The sequence below is a fragment of the Crateriforma spongiae genome (genome assembly GCF_012290005.1).
GTDB classification, from domain to species: domain Bacteria; phylum Planctomycetota; class Planctomycetia; order Pirellulales; family Pirellulaceae; genus Crateriforma; species Crateriforma spongiae.
On the sequence record NZ_JAAXMS010000001.1, the window covers coordinates 161,580 to 181,561 of the forward strand.

Below are 19,982 nucleotides of genomic sequence, written 5' to 3' on the forward strand. Positions count from 1 at the left end.
ACCGATCGGCCTTTTCAACCCAAGGCATTCATGGTTGGGCGTAGTGAAGGCTGTGGTCGTCGTGAGGGTCATCGAACGGTGTGTTGCTGGCCAGCGGATTGGCTTTTCGATCATCCAAGTCGATGGTGCCCAGGGGATACCTTCCGCCGACCCAGTAATTGGTGTTGGCGAATCGGACCGCTGGTTCACCATTTGCGGGATCCAAGATGGCTATCGCCAGGGTATAGGATCCTTCCATCGCGGGAAGTGAAAACGTCTGGCTCACAGGAACCTTCTTTGGTTGGATTTTCCATCGGGATGCTTTCGATTCCCAGGTTCCGGCGATTCCCGGCCAATCATCGCTGGACATCCAGGTCGGAGCCGTCCACTGATCCCCGGGAAGCCACGACCGCAGATCGACGTTCGCAAAAACTTGTTTCCAAACAGGCTTTTTAGTATTCAGATCAAGTAGCGAGATTTCCAGTGGCCAAGGGTAGTAAAAGGGAGCGGAGCCCTCGTTGCGCACCTTCACGGAAAAATCCAGTTGATTGCTCGTAACGGAAAACCTGGCTTCGTCGATGACGAAACGATAGCCCAGTGCCTTTTGAACTTCTTCTGCACCGGCGTTCGCCCCCGGGGTGTCGGGGGCGTACTTGGCAATCCACTTCAGTTGGGTGCAATGCAGCCAACGTATGCTGTTGATCACGTGGTTTCGGTGGATCGGATCGACCACTGAATCGGTGGGCGAAATGCCCGGTTGAGTTTCGTAGTCACCCCAGTTGTAGGCCACCTCGCCACCGATGTAGGCGTGTTTCCATCGGCCATTCTGGTTCAGCTTTGCGATCTCGTTTCCGTGCGGCCACATTTGCTGGATGTGCGCCCACGAATCCCAGTACGCACCGAACGGTTGGCTTTGAAATTCCGACCATGGATGTCGGACCGATACCAGTTTGTCCGGGAATGCTTTTTGAAAAGCATCCGCGGCGATTCTTTGCATTCTAGGAGTGGGTGATGGCGAATGTTGCTCGCCCCATTTTCCAAAGATTCCTAGTTCGACGAACGCGACTCGTGGATCATTGTTCCAGCACTGCCCCAACCGCTTGATCAGCCGCCGAAGTCGTCTTTCAAACTGGGGACTTGTGTAGTCTCCGGCGGTCATGTCGGAAGGCCAAAACTTTTGGTCTTCCTTTTCCCAGTGCAAGTAAACCCTTGGAATTGCTTTGATGTTCTTTTTCTCAAAGCCCTCCCATTTTCGATTCGATACCACCATGATCCGATCGATGCCGTCCGATTCATGGTTCTCCAATTCGTTCCAACGAATATAGGTGTGTTGTAGCGTCTGCCATTCGCTTCCTGAAGTGAATCCTTTCAACGGGTTTCGAAGTGCACCGGGATAAGCGACCGGTCGGTAAACGACCTCCTGTGCCAACAGCGTTGGTGCCATGAACGCCAATAGGAAGCAGGTGGCAATCGAATTGATCGGCCGGCGGTAGGACAATCGTTTCATCATGACTTCTTGGGGGCAGATTCCCGGGATGGTGATCCGGTAATGGATCGCCGGTGCTGTTCGACGCCCATGCAAAGGCTTGGCTTCTATGGGGCGTCACGTCGAACCAGAATCACCCAATCCTGATCAGGCTGTTCCGGTGGCAAACCGAGTCCTTGGGATGGGCCCCCTTTGACGGACGTGACGGTTCCGGTTTGTAATTCGCCTCCGTTTCGTGGATCGAACCATTGGATACGGTAGGAGTTTTCCGAATCGGGAAGGTCGATGGCCAGCTTCGATTCAGATTCTTTGGCCGGTCGGTAAACCACGTAAAGGTCTCCCGGCTTGCACAGGCAGTAACCGTTGCCTCGAACGATCAAGGCATCGTCGCTGGAACAATCCAACAACGGCAACTTGGATTCGAAGAACTCTTTTGCGATTCGGGTCTGTTGCCACAGGGATTCACGTGAACGCCAGTCTTCGGCCATCAGATCGTTGTGGTCGTATTCATAGCCGAAGTACCATTCGACGCCCGACGCACCGGCCATCAGGCTTCCCCACAGTACAGGCCCGCGGACTTGGTCGTGCATTGGATCGTCCACGTCGGGAACGGCGCCTCGTTTGGCTGGGCCGATTTCATCCATCGATTGAATCCACGGGTGTCCTGATTCGGTCGACAAGTGTCGCCATTTCAAGACATCCGAATGGACCCGTTTGGGATCGCTTACTTGCAACGAAACACCGTCAAGCATGTCGTGACCCAGCAGTGGCTTCAAAATGTGTTCCTGGGCATCGCGGGCGGCGTGCGAGTGAATCAGTACCGGGTGGTCATAGGGATCCGCATCGGCGAAAAAGTCGGACATTGCCATTTCTTGTTGAGGTGTTTGCCCGATCGGCGAAAAGTTTGCCGGTCCGTTTTCTTCACCCAGATTCCAGACAACCGCCGGGTGATGGGCAAAGCGAGAGATCAATTCGTGGTAATACAGTTGTCGAAATCGTCCGGTATCGCCCTCGTCCAGTAGGGTCTCATTCTCCGTTTCTTGGGTAACGATGTGCAGCAAGATCCCCTTTCGTTGCATGTGTTCGAAAACGATTTCCCACTGGTCCAGCTTGCTGCAGTCAAAGCGGGAAAAGTCGTCCGGTGATCGGTAGGGCCACACGTCTTTCCCATCGCCACCGATGTTCATGGTTAGGAAGTAGCACGAATTCATGCCCACCTGGGACAGGTAATTGAATGCGCCGATCAGTGACTTCCCCTTGCCGTCTTTCCAGGTCGGGTCCCCCGAAGTCCAGTCGGTCAAGTGTGCCGTGAATTGATGCAGATCTTTGGTCGTCTTTGCTTCGCCACGGCTTTCACTCTTTGCCATGCGATAGGTGTCATCAAAGTCCGCGTAGGCCAGCAAATTTTCCGGCGAATTCGCACCGCACTTGAGAAAAACCTCACCGCCGGGGGACATTCGAAAATAGTAGCCGTCGGAAATCACGCGGCCACGGCGGCGAAAATCAACGTCGTCGTTGTCATTCGTCGGCCAATCGGAAACCCGGATTCGACCGCTGGAGGAATCCAATGGTAACTCGGTTCCGGCACCGGGATCGGAGCGGATCGCGATCCAATCACCCCGCCGTAAACTGGCTTCATAGGTCCAGTCGCCCGGTTGGTCCAAGGTGACGCGGCATTGCCAGATTTGCCCGCTATCGGCGCTCGTTTCTGCGGCATCGCCGTCCGCCGCATAGAAGCCCCGGACGTTCAACTCCTGGTCTTCGTGTTGTAGTTTGACCAGCAAGCGTGTATCGGTGAACGGGTTGTCTTCGGCTGTTTCCGATGTGTCGGGGCCCTGGAAAGACAGTGTGATGGTCTCCAAGGTTCTTGCTTCCGACACGGAATCGGACGCTTGCCCGTGCGACAAACCGGTTAGGACAAAGACACCAAGAAGAAACGCGAGCTTGGGAAAACAGGAACGAGTCACGACCATGGAGCAAACCTGAACGATAGCGTGGGATCAATGTTGATCCCACCGATTGTATCCGTTCCGGGCGGCTAAAGATGGAGCGAAGCCAACCCTGGGACAGGTCGCCGGCAAAACGCTGCGAGACCGAGGTGCGCAACGTCACGTTCGCGATATGCCCTACAGGATTGGCTGTCTGTGTTTGGCATGGTGGCAGTCAGTGATGGCAAGAGGTGCGGCCAAGCAAATTTGCCCACCGAACGCCGTGCTCAGATGGTCGGGCGGCGCGGCTACACGCTTTCGGATGAATGCACGACCTGAAAGCCAATCCACTACATTGCTCTACGTGGGAAATAAGTCTCGTATGTTGAGGAGGTATGGTTGGTGAAATTCTTCAAGTTACCGTTGGTCGTTACTGCGATCGTCCTGCCATTGATGCTGATTGTTGGCGTCCTGGTCATGATGTGGTTGGACGGCCAGGGGCTATCCAATCGTGAGTTGTCCGAACGAGCGTCCAGGCTGGGATCGGCGACCGCGGTCATCGGATGCATCATCATCGCACCCTTTTGGTTCATCGCTGCAGCAAAGTTTGGAAAAGCCAAACGCGAATCGCGTCTCTAGCCGTTCACGCCGCTTGGACAGCAAAAACAACAACTACGAAATCGGCGTGATCCATGCTTTGCACATTCGTGATCAAGGCGTTGCGCCGAGCCCGACCGTCATGGCGAGCCAACCCGCTGGACGATCACCTGATGGGGGCCCTGATTTGTGTCCCCAAAGTCGACGTCAACGGAAAACGAGAACTTCCCGCCAGGCAAATCCATTCGGATTTTGTGACCACGGCGGTTTCCTGGTTCAATCGTTAGTGTTTTTGCGTAGTTGCCTGCTCGTACCGTGGCCTGACCGGAGCTTGGTGAGTCGGCGAAAACTAATTCAACGTCGTAGGTACCGGGTTTCATACTTTCCAACAACCAATGCCCGTTGGAATCGGCCGCCCAAGCTCGACCTTTGGTGTGACGCCAGTCTTGCCGGGTCAAGACCGTTGTCGGTTCATGATCAGTTCCGATGACGATCCGTGGTGGGGCATAATTGTTCGGACGCGTTGTACTGACATCGGCGAACCAAGCCTCGTACGCCTCCTGCAAGCGGGCCTTCACTTCGGGGAATTCATCGGACACGTCACGCTGTTGCCGAGGGTCTTCGTGGAGGTTGTAAAGCTCCAGTTTGGGTGGACCCGAAAAAGTCTCTTTCCCAAAGCCGCTGGGATGGACCAGCTTCCATGGGGCTTCGTGCAGCGAAAAGTGATGATACCGTTGCGGGACATCGCCACGGTGGGCTTGGATCACGACTTGCCGTTTTGGCCAATCTGCTTCGTCGTCCATCAGTAGCGGCAAAAAGCTACGACCGTCGATTTGCAGATCTGATGGCAGGTCCACCTGACACGCATCCATCAGCGTCGGTAAAAGGTCGATGTGGGCACACAATTCATCTCGTTCAACGGGAGCGGCGATCGCGGTTGGCCAGTGGAATACCAGTGGTGATCGCACGCCGCCGTCATCGACATGAGTTTTCATGCCTCGCATGTCGCCGACGTAACGCAGTGTGTTGGGGCCGTTGTCATTCAAGTAGATGACGATCGTGTTTTCACGGATCTTCAACTCGTCCAGCTTGCGCAACAACCGCCCGACGTTTTCGTCGATATTGGTGATCATCGCCGCGATCCGCGCAAGTTTGTCGACCTCCGCTGACAATCGCTTTGGTGGAAGGTCTTTGACGAGGATCGGACCAAAATCGGCCGTCAAGTAGCTCTGGTAAAGTTCTTTCGGGACGTCATGGAATGGTCCGTGTGGCGCATTGGTGGCGATGTAGGTAAAGAAATGGTTCTCTTCGGCGACCGCCGATTCGATGAACGACATGGCGGCATCGAAGTAGATGTCAGTGCAATAGCCTTTCATCGGGGTTTCGACCCCATTTTTGAACAGCGTCGGGTCGGTGTATTTGCCTTCGGCGCCGATTGGATCCGACGGTTGTCCGATACCGCCACCTCGATGCACCAGACAGTCTTGAAACCCTTGGTCCATTGGTCTCAAAGGGTAACTATCACCCAGGTGCCACTTGCCATAGATTCCCGTTTGATAGCCGGCGTTATGCAGCAATTCTGCGATCGTGACTTCCGCCGGATCCATCATTGCGCGTCCGACATAGGTGTCGATGCATCGGGTCCGATAGTTGTATCGACCGGTCATCAAGCTTGCCCTGGTCGGGGCACACACCGGGCTGACGTAGAATCGGTTCATCAGCGCGCTGCGTTGAACCAAGGCGTCCAATTCGGGGGTCTTGATGACTTCGTTGCCCATGAAACCGTAGTCGCCGACACCCTGGTCGTCACTCATGATGACAATGACGTTTGGACGTTCCAATGCCAATGCCGATGCCATCCAGGCAATCGACGTCAGTGTCAGCACGGCGGTCCGGAAAAACGCCCGATGGTGATCACCGACTTTCATGCGAACGATCCTCTAGTTGGATGGATTTGGGGTTGGTCAATTTGGATTCAAAGATGAATGTCGTCCCTTGCGTTGGACGAACAAGTCGCCAAGCAGGATCCATCCTTGATGTAACTTCCGTCTGGGGGACGGAGCGTGCAGTGTGACACGTTTGCCTCGCTCCTGGCACGACACGATGTCAAAGAGGACCAGCCGCGGATCTGCCAGAGCCGTAGCGATGGAAACACTCAATCGTTGCGTCGGCAAGTAGTATAGCGACCGGGGATTCAATCCGTTGCGTTTCGGACCGGGGTGACGCCATCAAGCCGACTGGATGGGGCAGCCGTTTGGGGATCGGAACATCGCGTGCCTTCAGGTGTTCGGATTCAGCCATCCATCGGGCTGGTTTGAAATTGCCGACAAAATGCTTGCTTGCCAAAAAACGTACCGTTTTGGACCAATCTGACGCCTGCTACAGTGACATCAATTCGTTCTGTTTTCATCTTCTATGAATCGGGTTTCGTGATGTCATTTCGTTCGCCTGCGTTGCGTGTCGCGTTTGTCGTTTTGCTCATGGGATGGTTGTTTGCTGGCGAAAGGCATTTGAAGGCAACGGATCCAGATCGCAGCAAGGTGCCGATGCGTTTAACTCCGTTTGAAGGTGAAATCGGCAAGACCTACAAAGACTCGGTATCCGACTGGCAAGGGCCCGTTGCCGCACCAGAAGGAGCCCCCAATGTTTTGTTGATCCTGTTGGATGACGTGGGGTTTGGCCAGACGTCCACGTTCGGTGGTTTGATTCCGACACCGAATTTGGACAAGTTGGCATCGGAGGGCATCAAATACAATCGATTTCATACGACGGCGATTTGTGGGCCTTCGCGTGCGGCGCTATTGACGGGCCGGAATCATCATCAATGCGGAAACGGATTTTTGATGGAGTGGGCTACCGGTTTTCCCAACTATTCCACGATGCTGCCAAAGAATACGGCAACCATCGCGGAGGTCTTGAAACATAACGGGTACAACACTTGGTGGTACGGTAAAAACCACAGTACGCCTGACTGGGAAACCACCGTTGCCGGTCCTTTTGATCGCTGGCCGACGGGGATGGGGTTTGAGTACTTCTACGGCTTTAATGCAGGAGAGACCCATCAGTACTACCCGGTCATTTTTGAGAACACGGTGCCTGTCGAGCCAAACAAGACGCCCGACGAAGGGTACCACTTCATGACCGACATGACCGACCGCGCAATCGCTCGGATGAAGCTTGCCAAGTCGGTCGCCCCGGAAAAGCCGTTCTTCATGTATTTCGCTCCCGGGGCGATGCATGCACCCCATCACGTCACCGCGTCTTGGCGTGACCAATTCAAAGGCAAGTTTGACATGGGGTGGGAGAAGTATCGCGACCAGGTATTCCAGAACCAGTTGCGGATGGGAATCGTCCCCCAAGGAACCCAGTTGACGCCACGTCCCGAGTGGGTTCCGGAATGGGAAAGCTTGAGCGATGAACAGAAAGACGTTTACTGTGCGTTGTTTGAGAACTTCGCGGGCTACTTTGCCTTTACGGATCACGAGGTAGGGCGGTTGTTGAATGCGGTGAAGGAGTTGCCCGATGCAGAGAACACCCTGGTGATCTACATCGTTGGCGACAACGGAGCATCAGCCGAGGGTGGGCCGGATGGAACCTTGAACGAGATTCGCAACTTGAACGGGTTGCCGACGGATTTGGACGAAGTTGCGACGCATTTGGATTTATTGGGTGGACCCGAGTCGGAGCCGCACTATCCCGTCGGCTGGGCATGGGCAGGCAACACCCCGTTTCAGTGGGTCAAGCAAGTGGCGTCCCACCTGGGCGGAACTCGAAACCCGATGGTGGTCAGTTGGCCGGCGAAGATTCAGCCCGATGAACGTCCCCGCGATGCATTTCTGCATTTGGTGGATGTTGTCCCGACAATTCTGGAAGCCGCAAACGTCCCGATGCCAGAACAGGTCAATGGAATCACGCAGCTTCCATTGGCGGGCAAGTCATTCATGGATAGTTTTGACAATGCCGGCTATCAGGGCAGGCAAAAACAATATTTCGAGATTTTCACCAACCGATCCATCTATGTCGATGGATGGAAAGCCAATGCCCAGCACACCATTCCTTGGCGACAAGATTTAGCACCGGGGAACTGGGATCAAGACCGTTGGGAGCTTTACAACTTGGAATCCGACTTTTCAGAAGCGAACGATTTGGCGGCGATGATGCCCCAAAAACTCGAAGAGTTGAAAGAACAGTTTGCTGCCGCCGCGGAACAGAACTCGGTTTATCCGTTCGATGATCGCGGCGCCGGTCGATTGGCCATTCCCAAGCCATCGGTTCCGGGATGGGACCCCGAGTCAAAGACATACATTTATTACGCAGGTGCCACCCGGATCGCTGAACCGGCTGCTCCGCCCATGAAAAACCAAAGTTGGTCGTTGACGGCCAGCATCGATGTCAACGAGTCGACAGCCGAAGGCGTGATCATGGGATTCGGGGGTGTTGCCGCCGGAATGGTGCTTTACTTGAAAGACGGCGTCCCGGTATTCGATTACAACTTTTTCGAGGAGCACACGATCATTCAAAGTCACAGTCCGGTGCCGAATGGTAAATCGGTGATCAGAGTGGATTTTGATTATGACGGTGGCGGTGCCGGGAAAGGGGCGACCGTCCGGCTTTCGGTCGACGACCAGTTGGTTGATTCAGCCGTCATGTCGGCGACCGTCGGGGGCCGTTGTGGGATCGACACGTTTGGCGTCGGCGCTGATACCGGACAACCCGTAACCAAGGACTATCAGCCCCCATTCGAGATTGTTGGTTCGATTGACAAGGTTGTGATCGAGATTCGATAGCCACTGTTTTCCTGTCACGCGGTGATCGATGGGCGTACATCGCGTGAAAGGAAGGCACATCAACCATGTGCTTCGTTGGACGCGGATCGTGCCCGCTGTTTACGGCATTAAGGCTGGATCAGTCGTTTTCCTATGTCGTGCCGATTGGCAAGGCATCGATTCTTGTCGGACGCATGGTGTTTTTGTTTGATAATGGTGCGTCACAGTTGCACACATCAGCGTCTCACCGGTTGCCAGGCTTGGCACCGGTGGGCAGTCGGTGTGATGGCAGTGCAACCGTCCCGCTCAAAAGGTCGGCTTTGATGCGTTTTTGGCGGGCGGTTGCGGAATTCATCGGCGGCGAATCAAGCCAGTGATGCGGCACAGTCAGCTGCACCGTCGGGCCCGATCAGTTGCAGGTTGTAGGTGTCCTGCAATCGCTTCATGATGTTGGGCGAAATGAATGCCGGCGCCGCAGGACCGATGCGGATGTTGGTGACCCCCAGCGACAGCAGGGTCAGTAAGACGGCGACGGCCTTCTGTTCGAACCAACTGAGGACAATCGTCAGCGGAAGATCGTTGACGGAACATTCGAATGCGTCGGCCAAAGCCGATGCCACCGCGATCGCGCCGAATGCGTCATTGCATTGGCCCATGTCCATCAGGCGGGGAAGGCCCAGGTGGGTGCCGTAATCAAAGCCATTGATTCGATACTTTCCGCATCCGAGCGTCAGGATAAAGCTATCGTGCGGCGTGGCTTGTGCAAAATCGCTGTAGTAGTTTCTTCCCGGCTCTGCGCCGTCGCAGCCGCCAATAAGGAAGAAGTGGCTGATCTTGCCTTCTTTGCATGCGGCGACGATCTCCGCGGCGCGGTCCAACAGGACTTCACGATGAAATCCGATGGTGCTGGTGCTGACCCAGTTGTCATCGCAGGGGGCACATCGCAATGCCGATTCGATGACCGGACCATAGTCGTCACCGTCAATACGAACGCCCTCCGGGACCGCGGTGACGCGTGTGTGGAACAGGCGGTCTTTGTAGCTCTCGCGTGGCAGCAGCAGGCAGTTCGTTGTGGCCAGTACCGGTCCTGGAAATGCGGCGAACTCGGTTTTCTGTTTTTGCCAGGGGCCACCAAAATGCCCCGCCAAATTTGGGTGATCGCCAAGGATCGGATACATATGTGCCGGCAGCATTTCGCCGTGCGTGTAGACGTTGATGTTGGTGCCTTCGACCTGCTTCAACACATTCAGCAAGTCCAACATGTCGTGCCCGGTCACCAAGATTCCCGGCCCTTCGGCGGTGCCATGCTTCACCTCCGCGGGACGCGGGTGGCCAAACATTTCGACGTGTCCGCTGTCGAGCAATTCCATGACGCGAAGGTTCATGCTGCCGCATTTCAGGACGAGTTCCAGAAGGCTGTCGACGTCGAAGTTGACGTTTGTCACTGTTGAAAACAGTGCTTCTTCGATAAACTCGCTAACCGATTCATCCGTCTTGCCCAGGCGGCGCGCATGGTGTGCGTAGGACGCCATGCCTTTGAGACCATACAGCAAGATCTCCTGCAGTGACTGAACATCCTCGTCTTTCCCGCACACGCCCGGGTGTTCGGCAATCATGCATCCACGCCCCTTGGAGGTTTGTTCGCATTGGTCGCACATCAGCGGCGGTCGGAATTCGTTCATCGACATCGTTGGATTCCCATGGAAGGGTGAATGGCATCAGATTCCAAGCGGCCATTATGGAGCCCGCATTGGATTTGTCCTTGACCAAGATCAAGGGAGCCACGCGATGAAAGAAGTTTCTGATCCGCGGTCAGTTCGTGATGTGTTGGCCGCTTGCGGATTGTTTCAGGGGCTGGATGATCAGCAGATGTTGTTGCTGTGCGACATGGGGCGTCGGTGCCGATACCGGGCCGGTGAAACGGTGTTTCAACAACAAACGCCCTGCCCCGGCATCTTCGTTGTCGATCACGGGTTGGTGCGTGTTTTTCGCAGCGGACCTAATGGGCAACAACACGTGTTGCACCTTTGTGGCCCCAATCAAACGTTCGCCGAAGTTGCTGCTATCGGTGGTTTTCCATTGCCGGCATCAGCCACGGCCGCCGAATCGACCGAATGTGTGTTGATTCCCACGGATCGGCTGCAAACGGAGTTGTCATCCAATCATGCATTGTGTCACCAGTTGCTGACGGGGATGGCGTTCTGGGTGCGCCATTTTGTTCAGCTGGTGGAGGACATCGCTCTGCGTGACGCGATGTCGCGCGTGACCCGGTTGTTGTGTGACCTGCCTTGCGACGCGAACGGCAGGATCGCCCTGCCCGGGTCCAAGAAAGACATCGCCAATCACCTGAACTTGACCAGCGAAACGTTCTCGCGTGTGCTGCGTCGTTTAATGGAAAAACAGGTGATTGAATCGGAGGGAAGCCGGACGATTCGCGTGTTGGATGCGGATGCCTTGGGTGACATCAGCGATCATCGAGAGTGAGCAGCCACCCGGTCGGCTGGCCGAAACGCAACGCGGCTTGAGCAACAGGGCTCGCCGGCGAGTGTGATGGAATCGGGTGGCCACACGGTTTGCTGCGAAACCGTGGTATCCATAAAGGCCGCAATGCGCGGTCGATTGACCCGCCTCAGTTCGATTCCGCAACGCTGGCCAGGCGGTCCGCTTCGTCGAATGTCTTAGCAACATCGGCTGGTGTCGACGATCCCATCAGCTTGTAGCACATGGCGATTGCTTGGCGACTGTAGTCGACCGATTCGGCCAGGATGCGGGCGGCTTCCTGGCGGGCGTGGAATCCCTTGCTGTTTTCGCTGGCGATGTAATCCAGCCGCCACATGGCTTTACGTTGCAGGTCGCGAACCGGCGCCAAGTCATCGTCGGAAACGCCGGCTTCCTGGGCGGCGATGATCGCGTCCAGCATCTCGGTCATTGCCGCGGCGGCACGATCGATCAGCTGCTCGGTTCGGTCTTGAATCACGGCCACGCGATCCACGATTTCTTGCTCGGGAATGTTGTGGCACGTTTGGCACGCCTTGTTGATGTTCAACATCGGACTACGAACCCAGTGGCTGCTGACCTTGGTCGCACCCTTCTTTTCGTAGGGCATGTGGCAGTCGCTACAGCTGACACCGCTGCGGGCATGTATCCCTTGGCTCCAAAGTTCAAACTCGGGGTGTTGTGCCTTGTAGACCTTCGTTCCCGTTTCCTTATGGACGTAGTCATAGAACTTTCCGCCTTCGGGGAATTCGGTGTTGTCCCATTCGGCTTCTAGTTGTTCCATCTTCAATCCGTTGCTCCACGGAAACGTCAGCGTCATCTTGTTGGCACAGTAGTACTCCACATGGCACTGGCCGCAGACAAACGATCGCATTTCCTGGCGGGTCGCCATGGTGTTTGGATCGTAGTTGCCTTTGCTTCCTTTGTCACGCCATTCCTGGATGCTTGGCAGGTGCGGGACCGGTGCATCGCTTTTGGCCAATTTGTCGATCCCCAAGATAAATCCCGGGCGGGTCACTCGGATCGACATTGTTTCCGGGTCATGGCAGTCGATACATGACACCGGGTGAGCGCCGCCCATGTGCGGATCGCCGTCCTCCGCTTTTGCGACACCGTCGGGGGTCTTGGTCAGTTCGGCGTGAACTTCCTCGTAATTCTTTTGACTGACCGCTTGGAACCCAGCCAAAACCGCGTCCCACTGGTAGCCTTCGGCCAGCGCTTCTTCAGTCGCTTCTTTGCCCATCGATTCCAAACCGATTCGTCGGTAAGTGGGAATGATCGAAGCGTGGCAGTGAAGGCAAGCGCCCGCTTGTTGAACCTCGGTGACGCGTTTGGTGACCTCTTGGTCGGACAGCATGTGGGCGTGGCCGCGTGCTTCGCGATAGTCAATGCTGAACGCATAGCCGGCGAACAATCGCTTCAGCCAAGGGTGCTTTTCCAGCTTGCTGGGCGGCAACGCGTGGTTGCCACCAAAGTCGGTGTAATCGTCGTTCACCGTCTTTAAGTAATCTTCGTATTGCTGGGGGAAATTCAGTCCCCAGGGTTTGGGGTCGGTGCTGACCTCGGTGACTTCGGCCACCTTCACGAATGGATTTCGGGCTTCCTGTTTCCGCTCGAAAATGTTCACCAACAATGCGACCACGCCGAAAGTGACCGCAGCCACGATCGCGGTTAATAGGGCCAGCCAGCCGAAACTGCGTTGGGTGTTCGATGACATGGTGATGCTGGATTCGTGAAGGAATGAAGAAAGAACAGTGAATGGCAATTCGCTTCGATCGGCGGATCAACGACCCGCGTGTCCGACGTCGGCGTGGCAGTGAACACAAGATTGCATGTCGCGGCCGGCGGCGTCGGGCAACATGCTGTGTACGACCGATTCGTGGCAGTGGATACAGGTGCCTTGCGTGACGCGACGATTGCGGGGTTTGATTCGGATCGGATCTTTGAAACCGCCCGTTGTGAATGCAAGAGAGTGAAAGAACCCGTTGTCAGCTTTGGTGACCCATTTGCCGATGGGGTGATGTGGCAAGTGACAATCGTTGCAAACCGCGACGTGGTGATGGCTGCTTTGCTGCCATGAATCCATGTGGCCCTGCATCACGTGACAGTTGACACACGTTTTGGGATCGTTGCTCAGATAGCTGGCTCCCTTGCCATAGCCGAAGGTGAACGTTCCGACACCGGCAAGAAGTCCAAGACAGCCTGCGAACAAATAGGCACCGGGCCCGAACAATCGCTTGCGAGACGGCTTAGGTATTGTGGGATCGTCTGGTGTATCGGAGTCCGATGATGTTCCATCGTGATCGGATTGCATTACCGCTGTCTCCCGCCCCGTTCGGCAATGGCGACTTGGAAATGGGCTACAAGACGATTGGTACGCCCAAGGTCGGTCGCTGGTCTACGCAGAGTCTATCGAATCGGACGGCTGGATTCCATCAGTCACCGGGGCCGTGCTTGATCTAAGTCAATTTCCTTGGTGGTCAGCGGCCTGTGGATGCCTGAATACCGTTGCTCTTCCAAACCACGCGAGCCATCCAAAGCGAATCATCTGGGATGCCCAGGCCTCATTCGCGTCAAAGTTCCGTTCGCAGGCCATCGAGACTCTGGATCACGCCTTACCGGCCGGCCATCGAATTCCGATGGCCACGAACCGCGGTTGCGGTGGCGTTTGATGGTCAAGCTTCTGGGGTCTCAGGTCGTGATCCCGTCAGGAGGTGGAGGGCGTGGATTTCTCCGGTGTGTTCGCCTGTCGCGGCATTCTACCTCTCGGCCTGCTCATTGTTCGCAGGTGGAAAAACGCAGTGTGCCCGCGACTTGGGCCGGGGTGCTTAGCTACTGCGCACTCAGAGCTCTCCGTGAAACTTTAGGGAAACGGCTTTGATGCGACTTTAGGGTTGCCTCCGGCCACCTTGTGTGCGTGTAGCGTTCGCGGTCACCGCCTTCGCTGAGAAAACGAGAAGGCTGCGACGTTCTGGCGCACTGCCTGCGATGTCAGCAACCAACGTTTCCGTCTCGGGCGCCTCGTTGCACCTGAGTCATTTCCAGTCTGCGGGGCGACGGCATCGATATCAAGGCACAAGAGTTGTTAAGCAAGATCAAGGGTCAGTTCGAAGAGTTAGGTCGCTGGTGTACGGCAAAGCGGTGGCGCACAGCGACCGTCGGGTGGGGCATGACGCAGGCCGGTGTCGCGTTAACGGTTTTGGCGTTGTCCGGGTGTGCGCCCGATAGTGTCACATTGGAAGATTTGGAGGCTGCCGCAGCAAAGGTCGATCTGGGCGACTTGGATGCCGAACAGTTGCTGCAAGAAAGTTCGACAAAGCTGGATTTGGAAAAGACCGACCTAAAGTTCGGCTTCATCAAGCTGACCGATTGCGCGCCGCTGGTGATTGCTAAGGAGAAAGGCTATTTCGCCGACGAGGGCTTGAATGTCGAAATTGAAGCCCAGTCGAACTGGAAGGTTCTTCTGGATCGGGTGATTGACGGGCAGTTGGACGGTGCTCACATGCTGGCCGGCCAGCCCATTGGTGCGACGATTGGTTTCGGTACGAAAGCCGACATCATCACCGCCTATAGCTTGGATTATAACGGAAACGGCATCACGGTCAGCAACGAGATCTGGGCCAAGATGCAGGAGAACGATCCAAAGTTGGCAGTCGACCAACCGGAGCACCCCATCACGGCAGATTCGCTGAAGCCGATCGTTGAAGAATATAAGCAGGCCGGCAAAGACTTCCAAATGGGAATGGTCTTCCCGGTCAGTACCCATAATTACGAAATACGATACTGGTTGGCTTCATCCGGAATTCATCCGGGCATGTACACCGCCCAAGATATCACCGGGGTGCAGGACGCCGATGTGTTACTTTCGGTTACCCCGCCGCCGCAAATGCCGGCAACTCTAGAAGCCGGCACTATCTTAGGGTACTGCGTGGGTGAGCCCTGGAACCAGCAGGCGGTTGTCAAAGAAATTGGTGTTCCCGTCACCACCAATTATGACATTTGGAAAAACAACCCGGAAAAGGTGTTCGGGGTGACGCAGCAATGGGATCAGCAGCATCCGAACACGCACGTTGCTGTTGTCAAGGCATTGATGCGAGCGGGCAAATGGCTGGATGCCGTTGATGAGGACGGCGTCTTTCTGAACCGCCAAGAAGCCTGCGAGATCTTAAGCCGAAAAGACTACGTCGGTGCGGACGCTGATGTGATCGACAACAGCATGACGGGCACGTTCGTGTTTCAAAAAACGGACGTCCGGCCCATGCCCGACTTCAATGTCTTCTTTAAGCACAATGCGACCTTTCCGCACTACAGCGATTGCGTTTGGTTTTTGACGCAAATGCGCCGCTGGGGCCAGATTACCGAATCAAAGCCGGCCCAGTGGTACGACGAAATGGCCAAAAAGATCTATCGGCCTGACATTTATCGTCAAGCTGCAGATCTGTTGATCAGTGAAGGAAAGCTGGATCCCAATGAGATTCCGGCGCCGGATTATGACGGCTATCGCGCGGCGTCCACCGATTTCATTGATGGGAAATCCTACGACGGCAAGGACCCACTGGGGTATTTGGCTAGCTTTGAGATCGGCCACAAAGAATAGCGTGTTTGGTAGCGATTTTTGACGGGCACGCGTTGTTCGTTGTCACGGAAGTCTGGTGCCGCAAGGATCGCGGCTGATCAAAAAGCGACGATGGTCGCATTCGATGACCACCTTTCAACAGATAAGAAGATAGTGATGAATTGGCGCGGAAACGCATTGCGGTTTTGCAACGTTGCGGGGTTACCCGTGTTGGAACCGTTCGTTCGGCTTGCGGCCGGCGAAGACCCGAAAGAACAGATGGCGGGGATTGCCAAGTTCATTTTGCTTCCCATCGTGACCGTCGGCATCTTTTTGGGGCTCTGGTCGTTGGCAGCGAAAACCATCGTCACAGGAAGTGCCAAATTGCCCGGGCCGGCGGCGACCTGGAACGCCGGTGTGGAACTGTTTGAGATGCATCAAACGCAAAAAGCGGCTGATGCTGCGATGCGTCAGGAAAAGCTGAATCAAGCCGTGGTGGCGATGGCCAAGGCACGCTTGATGGACGAGGCTGCGGCAAAGTCCAGCGGTGAAGAAGCGGAGAAGTACCTGGCTTCAGCCACGGCATTTCGCCAGGAGGCCGTGCGTGCGGCCAATTTTGTGCCTTCCAGTGCACCAACTTTTGTGGATCAAATCCTGACCAGCCTGAAGACCGTGTTTTTTGGCTTTGCCATCGCCACCTTGATCGCGGTTCCACTGGGTGTGTTGTGTGGTATGAGTCCCTGGTTCAACGCAGCCATGAACCCGTTCATACAGGTTTTCAAGCCGGTCAGCCCGCTGGCTTGGCTACCCTTGGCGGGGCTGGTCATTATCTGGGCGTATTCGGGGTCGACAGCGGGAGAGACGTTTTTCGAGAAGGCGTTTTTGATTTCTGCGGTGACCGTTTCCTTGTGTTCGCTGTGGCCCACGTTGGTGAACACCACCCTTGGTGTCGCAAGCGTTGATAAGGATTACATGAACGTTGCGAAGGTGTTGAAGCTTTCGTGGTCACAGCAATTGTTCAAGATCATCCTCCCGGCCAGCCTGCCTTTGATGTTCGCCGGGCTTCGTATCAGCCTTGGTGTTGGTTGGATGGTGCTGATCGCCGCCGACATGTTGGCCCAAAACCCCGGTTTAGGGAAATTCGTTTGGGATGAATTTCAAAATGGCAGCAGCCAGACGTATGCACGAATCGCGTTCAGCGTGATCATCATCGGCGTGATCGGGCTGGTCCTGGATCGCATCATGATCTGTCTGCGAAACATGGTCAGCTTTGGGAATCCTTCCCCTGCATGATGCCTTGTGCGCATCCGCTATCCGTTTCATCTGAAGATTTTCAACGAGACTGCACCTTTCATCCGCGTCGCTTTGCTTGATGCCTGGACGGAGAACCAATGAGTATTGCAACCAGTTCGGAGATAACGGCCGATCAGTTGGCTGTCATTCCGAAGTCCGTCGAGAAGCAGCCTCCGGCACCCACGCCGATCATGGCGGTGCGGAATGTCAGCAAGGGCTACGGAAGTGGCGCGACACGCGTGGGTGTGTTGAACGGGATCAATCTGAACCTGCGGGAAGGCGAGTTTCTGGCTGTCGTGGGTTTCTCCGGCAGCGGAAAGACCACCCTTGCACAATTGTTGGCAGGGCTGGTCAAGCCGGATTCCGGTGAGATCACGATGGATGGCGAACCGGTCACTGGCCCGGGGCCGGAACGGGGGTTGGTGTTCCAGAACTATTCGCTGCTTCCCTGGTTGACGGTCCGTGGGAACATCGCGCTTTCGGTCGACCGTGTCTTTCAGACTTGGTCCAAGGCGCAACGCCGTGAGCACGTCGATCGATTTGTTGAATTGGTGGGTTTGACACACGCCATTCATCGGCGGCCGCATGAATTGTCCGGCGGGATGCGACAACGCGTTTCGCTCGCACGGACATTGGCCATGAAACCAAAGGTTTTGTTGCTGGACGAACCGCTGTCGGCGTTGGATGCACTGACACGAAGCGTCATGCAGGATGAGATTTTGAAGATCTGGCAGGAGGAGAAACAGACCTGCCTGATGATTACCAATGATGTGGATGAGGCAATCTTGGTGGCCGACCGGATCGTACCACTAAATCCGGGGCCCAATGCCGGCTTGGGACCGGCGTTCACCGTTGGCTTGGATCGGCCCCGAGATAAGACCGAGCTAAATCATAACGAACGGTTCAAGCACTTGCGAAACGCAGTGACTAACTATTTGGTCGCCGTTCGGCAAAGGGCACGATCCCGAGACGCGCAAAAAGGCGGCGTTGTGGAGATTCAGCGTCCCGACATCCAACCGGTGGATCTGACGTTGCCTCGAAAAGCAATACTGAATTCACCCATCTGAAAAGGCGGCTACCGATGAAGGAATTTGTAGAGATTTTCAATCTCGGAAAAACATATGATACTCCCAATGGGCCGGCAGTCATCGTCGAGCAATTCAACCTGAAGATGGCTCAGGGCGAATACGTTTGTGTCTTGGGGCACAGTGGATGCGGGAAGAGCACCGTTTTGACGATGGTGGCAGGGTTGAACTCGATCACCACCGGTGGTGTGGTGATCGCCAATCGTGAGATCGATGGCCCTGGTCCCGACCGTGGGGTGGTGTTTCAATCACCTTGCTTGATGCCGTGGATGACCGCGATTGATAACGTTCTTTTGGGAGTGGATCAGGTCTATCCCCATGCGAAAAAGAGTGAGCGTCATGACATCGCTGCGTACTACCTGTCTCTGGTCGGCCTGGGAAGCTCGTTGCACAGTCGCGCGGCGGATCTAAGCCAGGGCATGCAACAGCGGGTCGGGATCGCACGAGCGTTTGCGCTCCGTCCAAAGATGCTGTTGTTGGACGAACCATTTGGCATGCTGGATTCGCTGACGCGGATGGAGTTGCAAGAAATCTTATTGGAGATCTTGGTCAAGGATCAGGTGACCACGATGATGATCACGCATGACGTCGACGAGGCACTATTCATGAGTGATCGCGTGGTGATGATGACCAACGGGCCGCGGGCACGCGTCGGTAAGATCTTTGAAGTTCCCTTTGATCGTCCTCGGGTGCGAACGGAGGTGCTGGAGCATCCTGATTACTACGACTTGCGCGGCGACATGATCGGATTCTTGGAAGAACAGGATCATAAGAAACTGGTGGCCGATGCTGCCAAGCGAGAGCAGGCCAAAGCGTCGGAAGAACAACAGATGGCGTCGGTGGGATGATTCACCGATTCGTCAGTCGCGAAAGAAATGGGGGAGACACTCGATGAACCAAGTCGCAACCTTGTCGTTGCCGCCGCACAGCTTTCTAACCGACGCAGTGGTGGCCAACGTCTCGGCTGAGGGTGTTTGTACCTTTGGCGACCTGAAACTAGATGCTGCCGCCGCCAAGTGCATTGCCGATCGCAATGCTCTGGTGGTCAAACAGTCTTCGGACTTGCCCGACGCTGTCGCGTCAGCGGTCTTCATCCCCGTTTTTGTGGAACAACGCATCACGTCACTGGTGATGTTGATGTCCCGCGATCAGATGCCCGCGGATTCGGAGGTTCCCGAGCCCGTCGGTGTGTTTGAAGTTTGGGAACCTGTGGGGCCGTACGAAGAAGTGGCGCTGTCCGGCGGTTACTACGGAAAAATGGAGCGATTTGAGAACGTCAGTTCATTCGTTCGTTTCGAACGCGGTACCGGTTTGCCCGGTCAGGTTTGGGAAAAACTGACTGCGGTCATCCACGACGATCTGGGGAATCACCCGGGGTTCCTGCGGGCCGCTGGTGCATCGGCCGACCTGCTTCAAACCGCGGTCGGCATCCCGGTGGTGGATCAAGACTTTGTATCCAGTGTCGTGTTGATCAGTTCCCATCGGTCGCCGATCTTTCGTGGTGTCGAAGTATGGCAAGCGGCGTCCGACGGATTTGACTTACTAGGTGGTGCATACGCTGACTTTCCCGATTCCATGCGGTTGAACCCTCCCGTACGTATCGCGACTGATGAAGGATGGCCCAAATTGTTGTCCGATGCGAAGGCGGCGGTTTCGAGCCTGGATGCTGGAGTGATTTATCCAGGGCGTGATGTGGGGGCTAGTGAAGGGCTACCGGATTCTGCAATCGCGATCCCTCGGTTCGACGGACAAGCACTTCACAGCTTTATCGTCTTGATGTTTTAAGGTTGCCGTCCA

14 protein-coding genes are annotated in these 19,982 nt (G+C 55.5%); 8 read left to right on the top strand and 6 right to left on the bottom strand.

Annotation, left to right across the window (positions count from 1 at the left end):
* Positions 1 to 28: 28 nt before the first annotated feature.
* Positions 29 to 1,486, bottom strand: coding sequence for a DUF4832 domain-containing protein (locus tag HFP54_RS00630; protein WP_168563697.1), 1,458 nt, complete (start codon positions 1,484 to 1,486; stop codon positions 29 to 31).
* Between the two features lie 86 nt (positions 1,487 to 1,572).
* Complete coding sequence (locus HFP54_RS00635) at positions 1,573 to 3,327, bottom strand: DUF5060 domain-containing protein (RefSeq protein ID WP_168563698.1); 1,755 nt, start codon at positions 3,325 to 3,327, stop codon at positions 1,573 to 1,575.
* A 468-nt stretch (positions 3,328 to 3,795) separates the two neighbouring features.
* Between HFP54_RS00635 and HFP54_RS00640 the strand changes: the two genes are divergently transcribed.
* Positions 3,796 to 4,032 (top strand): hypothetical protein, encoded by a 237-nt coding sequence (locus HFP54_RS00640; protein WP_168563699.1) that lies wholly within the window; start codon positions 3,796 to 3,798, stop codon positions 4,030 to 4,032.
* Between the two features lie 98 nt (positions 4,033 to 4,130).
* Here the strand turns inward: HFP54_RS00640 and HFP54_RS00645 are convergent, their stop codons facing one another.
* Positions 4,131 to 5,918, bottom strand: coding sequence for an arylsulfatase (locus HFP54_RS00645; protein WP_168563700.1), 1,788 nt, complete (start codon positions 5,916 to 5,918; stop codon positions 4,131 to 4,133).
* Between the two features lie 552 nt (positions 5,919 to 6,470).
* Between HFP54_RS00645 and HFP54_RS00650 the strand changes: the two genes are divergently transcribed.
* Positions 6,471 to 8,777 carry an arylsulfatase gene (locus HFP54_RS00650; RefSeq protein ID WP_168564144.1) on the top strand — a complete coding sequence of 769 codons (2,307 nt, stop codon included), beginning with the start codon at positions 6,471 to 6,473 and terminating at the stop codon, positions 8,775 to 8,777.
* A 344-nt stretch (positions 8,778 to 9,121) separates the two neighbouring features.
* Here HFP54_RS00650 and hcp read toward each other — a convergent pair whose 3' ends face one another.
* Entirely contained in the window at positions 9,122 to 10,417 is a 1,296-nt protein-coding gene (gene hcp, locus HFP54_RS00655; protein WP_168564145.1) for a hydroxylamine reductase, read from the bottom strand.
* 127 nt (positions 10,418 to 10,544) lie between these two features.
* Here hcp and HFP54_RS00660 point away from each other — a divergent pair, with 127 nt between their 5' ends.
* Positions 10,545 to 11,240 carry a Crp/Fnr family transcriptional regulator gene (locus HFP54_RS00660; protein ID WP_206035944.1) on the top strand — a complete coding sequence of 232 codons (696 nt, stop codon included), beginning with the start codon at positions 10,545 to 10,547 and terminating at the stop codon, positions 11,238 to 11,240.
* Positions 11,241 to 11,385: 145 nt separating this feature from the next.
* Here the strand turns inward: HFP54_RS00660 and HFP54_RS00665 are convergent, their stop codons facing one another.
* Positions 11,386 to 12,969 (bottom strand): ammonia-forming cytochrome c nitrite reductase subunit c552, encoded by a 1,584-nt coding sequence (locus HFP54_RS00665; RefSeq protein WP_168563701.1) that lies wholly within the window; start codon positions 12,967 to 12,969, stop codon positions 11,386 to 11,388.
* Positions 12,970 to 13,035: 66 nt separating this feature from the next.
* Positions 13,036 to 13,566 carry a cytochrome c nitrite reductase small subunit gene (gene nrfH / locus HFP54_RS00670; protein ID WP_168563702.1) on the bottom strand — a complete coding sequence of 177 codons (531 nt, stop codon included), beginning with the start codon at positions 13,564 to 13,566 and terminating at the stop codon, positions 13,036 to 13,038.
* Between the two features lie 855 nt (positions 13,567 to 14,421).
* Here nrfH and HFP54_RS00675 point away from each other — a divergent pair.
* The 5 genes from HFP54_RS00675 to HFP54_RS00695 all read left to right on the top strand — a co-directional run bounded on the left by HFP54_RS00675 (position 14,422) and on the right by HFP54_RS00695 (position 19,970).
* Positions 14,422 to 15,849, top strand: coding sequence for a CmpA/NrtA family ABC transporter substrate-binding protein (locus tag HFP54_RS00675; protein WP_168563703.1), 1,428 nt, complete (start codon positions 14,422 to 14,424; stop codon positions 15,847 to 15,849).
* Positions 15,850 to 15,984: 135 nt separating this feature from the next.
* Positions 15,985 to 17,100, top strand: coding sequence for an ABC transporter permease (locus HFP54_RS00680; RefSeq protein WP_168563704.1), 1,116 nt, complete (start codon positions 15,985 to 15,987; stop codon positions 17,098 to 17,100).
* Positions 17,101 to 17,198: 98 nt separating this feature from the next.
* Positions 17,199 to 18,167, top strand: coding sequence for an ABC transporter ATP-binding protein (locus tag HFP54_RS00685; RefSeq protein ID WP_168563705.1), 969 nt, complete (start codon positions 17,199 to 17,201; stop codon positions 18,165 to 18,167).
* Between the two features lie 14 nt (positions 18,168 to 18,181).
* Positions 18,182 to 19,033: an ABC transporter ATP-binding protein gene (locus HFP54_RS00690; RefSeq protein WP_168563706.1), complete on the top strand. Its 852-nt coding sequence runs from the start codon at positions 18,182 to 18,184 to the stop codon at positions 19,031 to 19,033.
* A 43-nt stretch (positions 19,034 to 19,076) separates the two neighbouring features.
* Complete coding sequence (locus tag HFP54_RS00695) at positions 19,077 to 19,970, top strand: GAF domain-containing protein (protein WP_168563707.1); 894 nt, start codon at positions 19,077 to 19,079, stop codon at positions 19,968 to 19,970.
* Positions 19,971 to 19,982 lie beyond the last annotated feature (12 nt).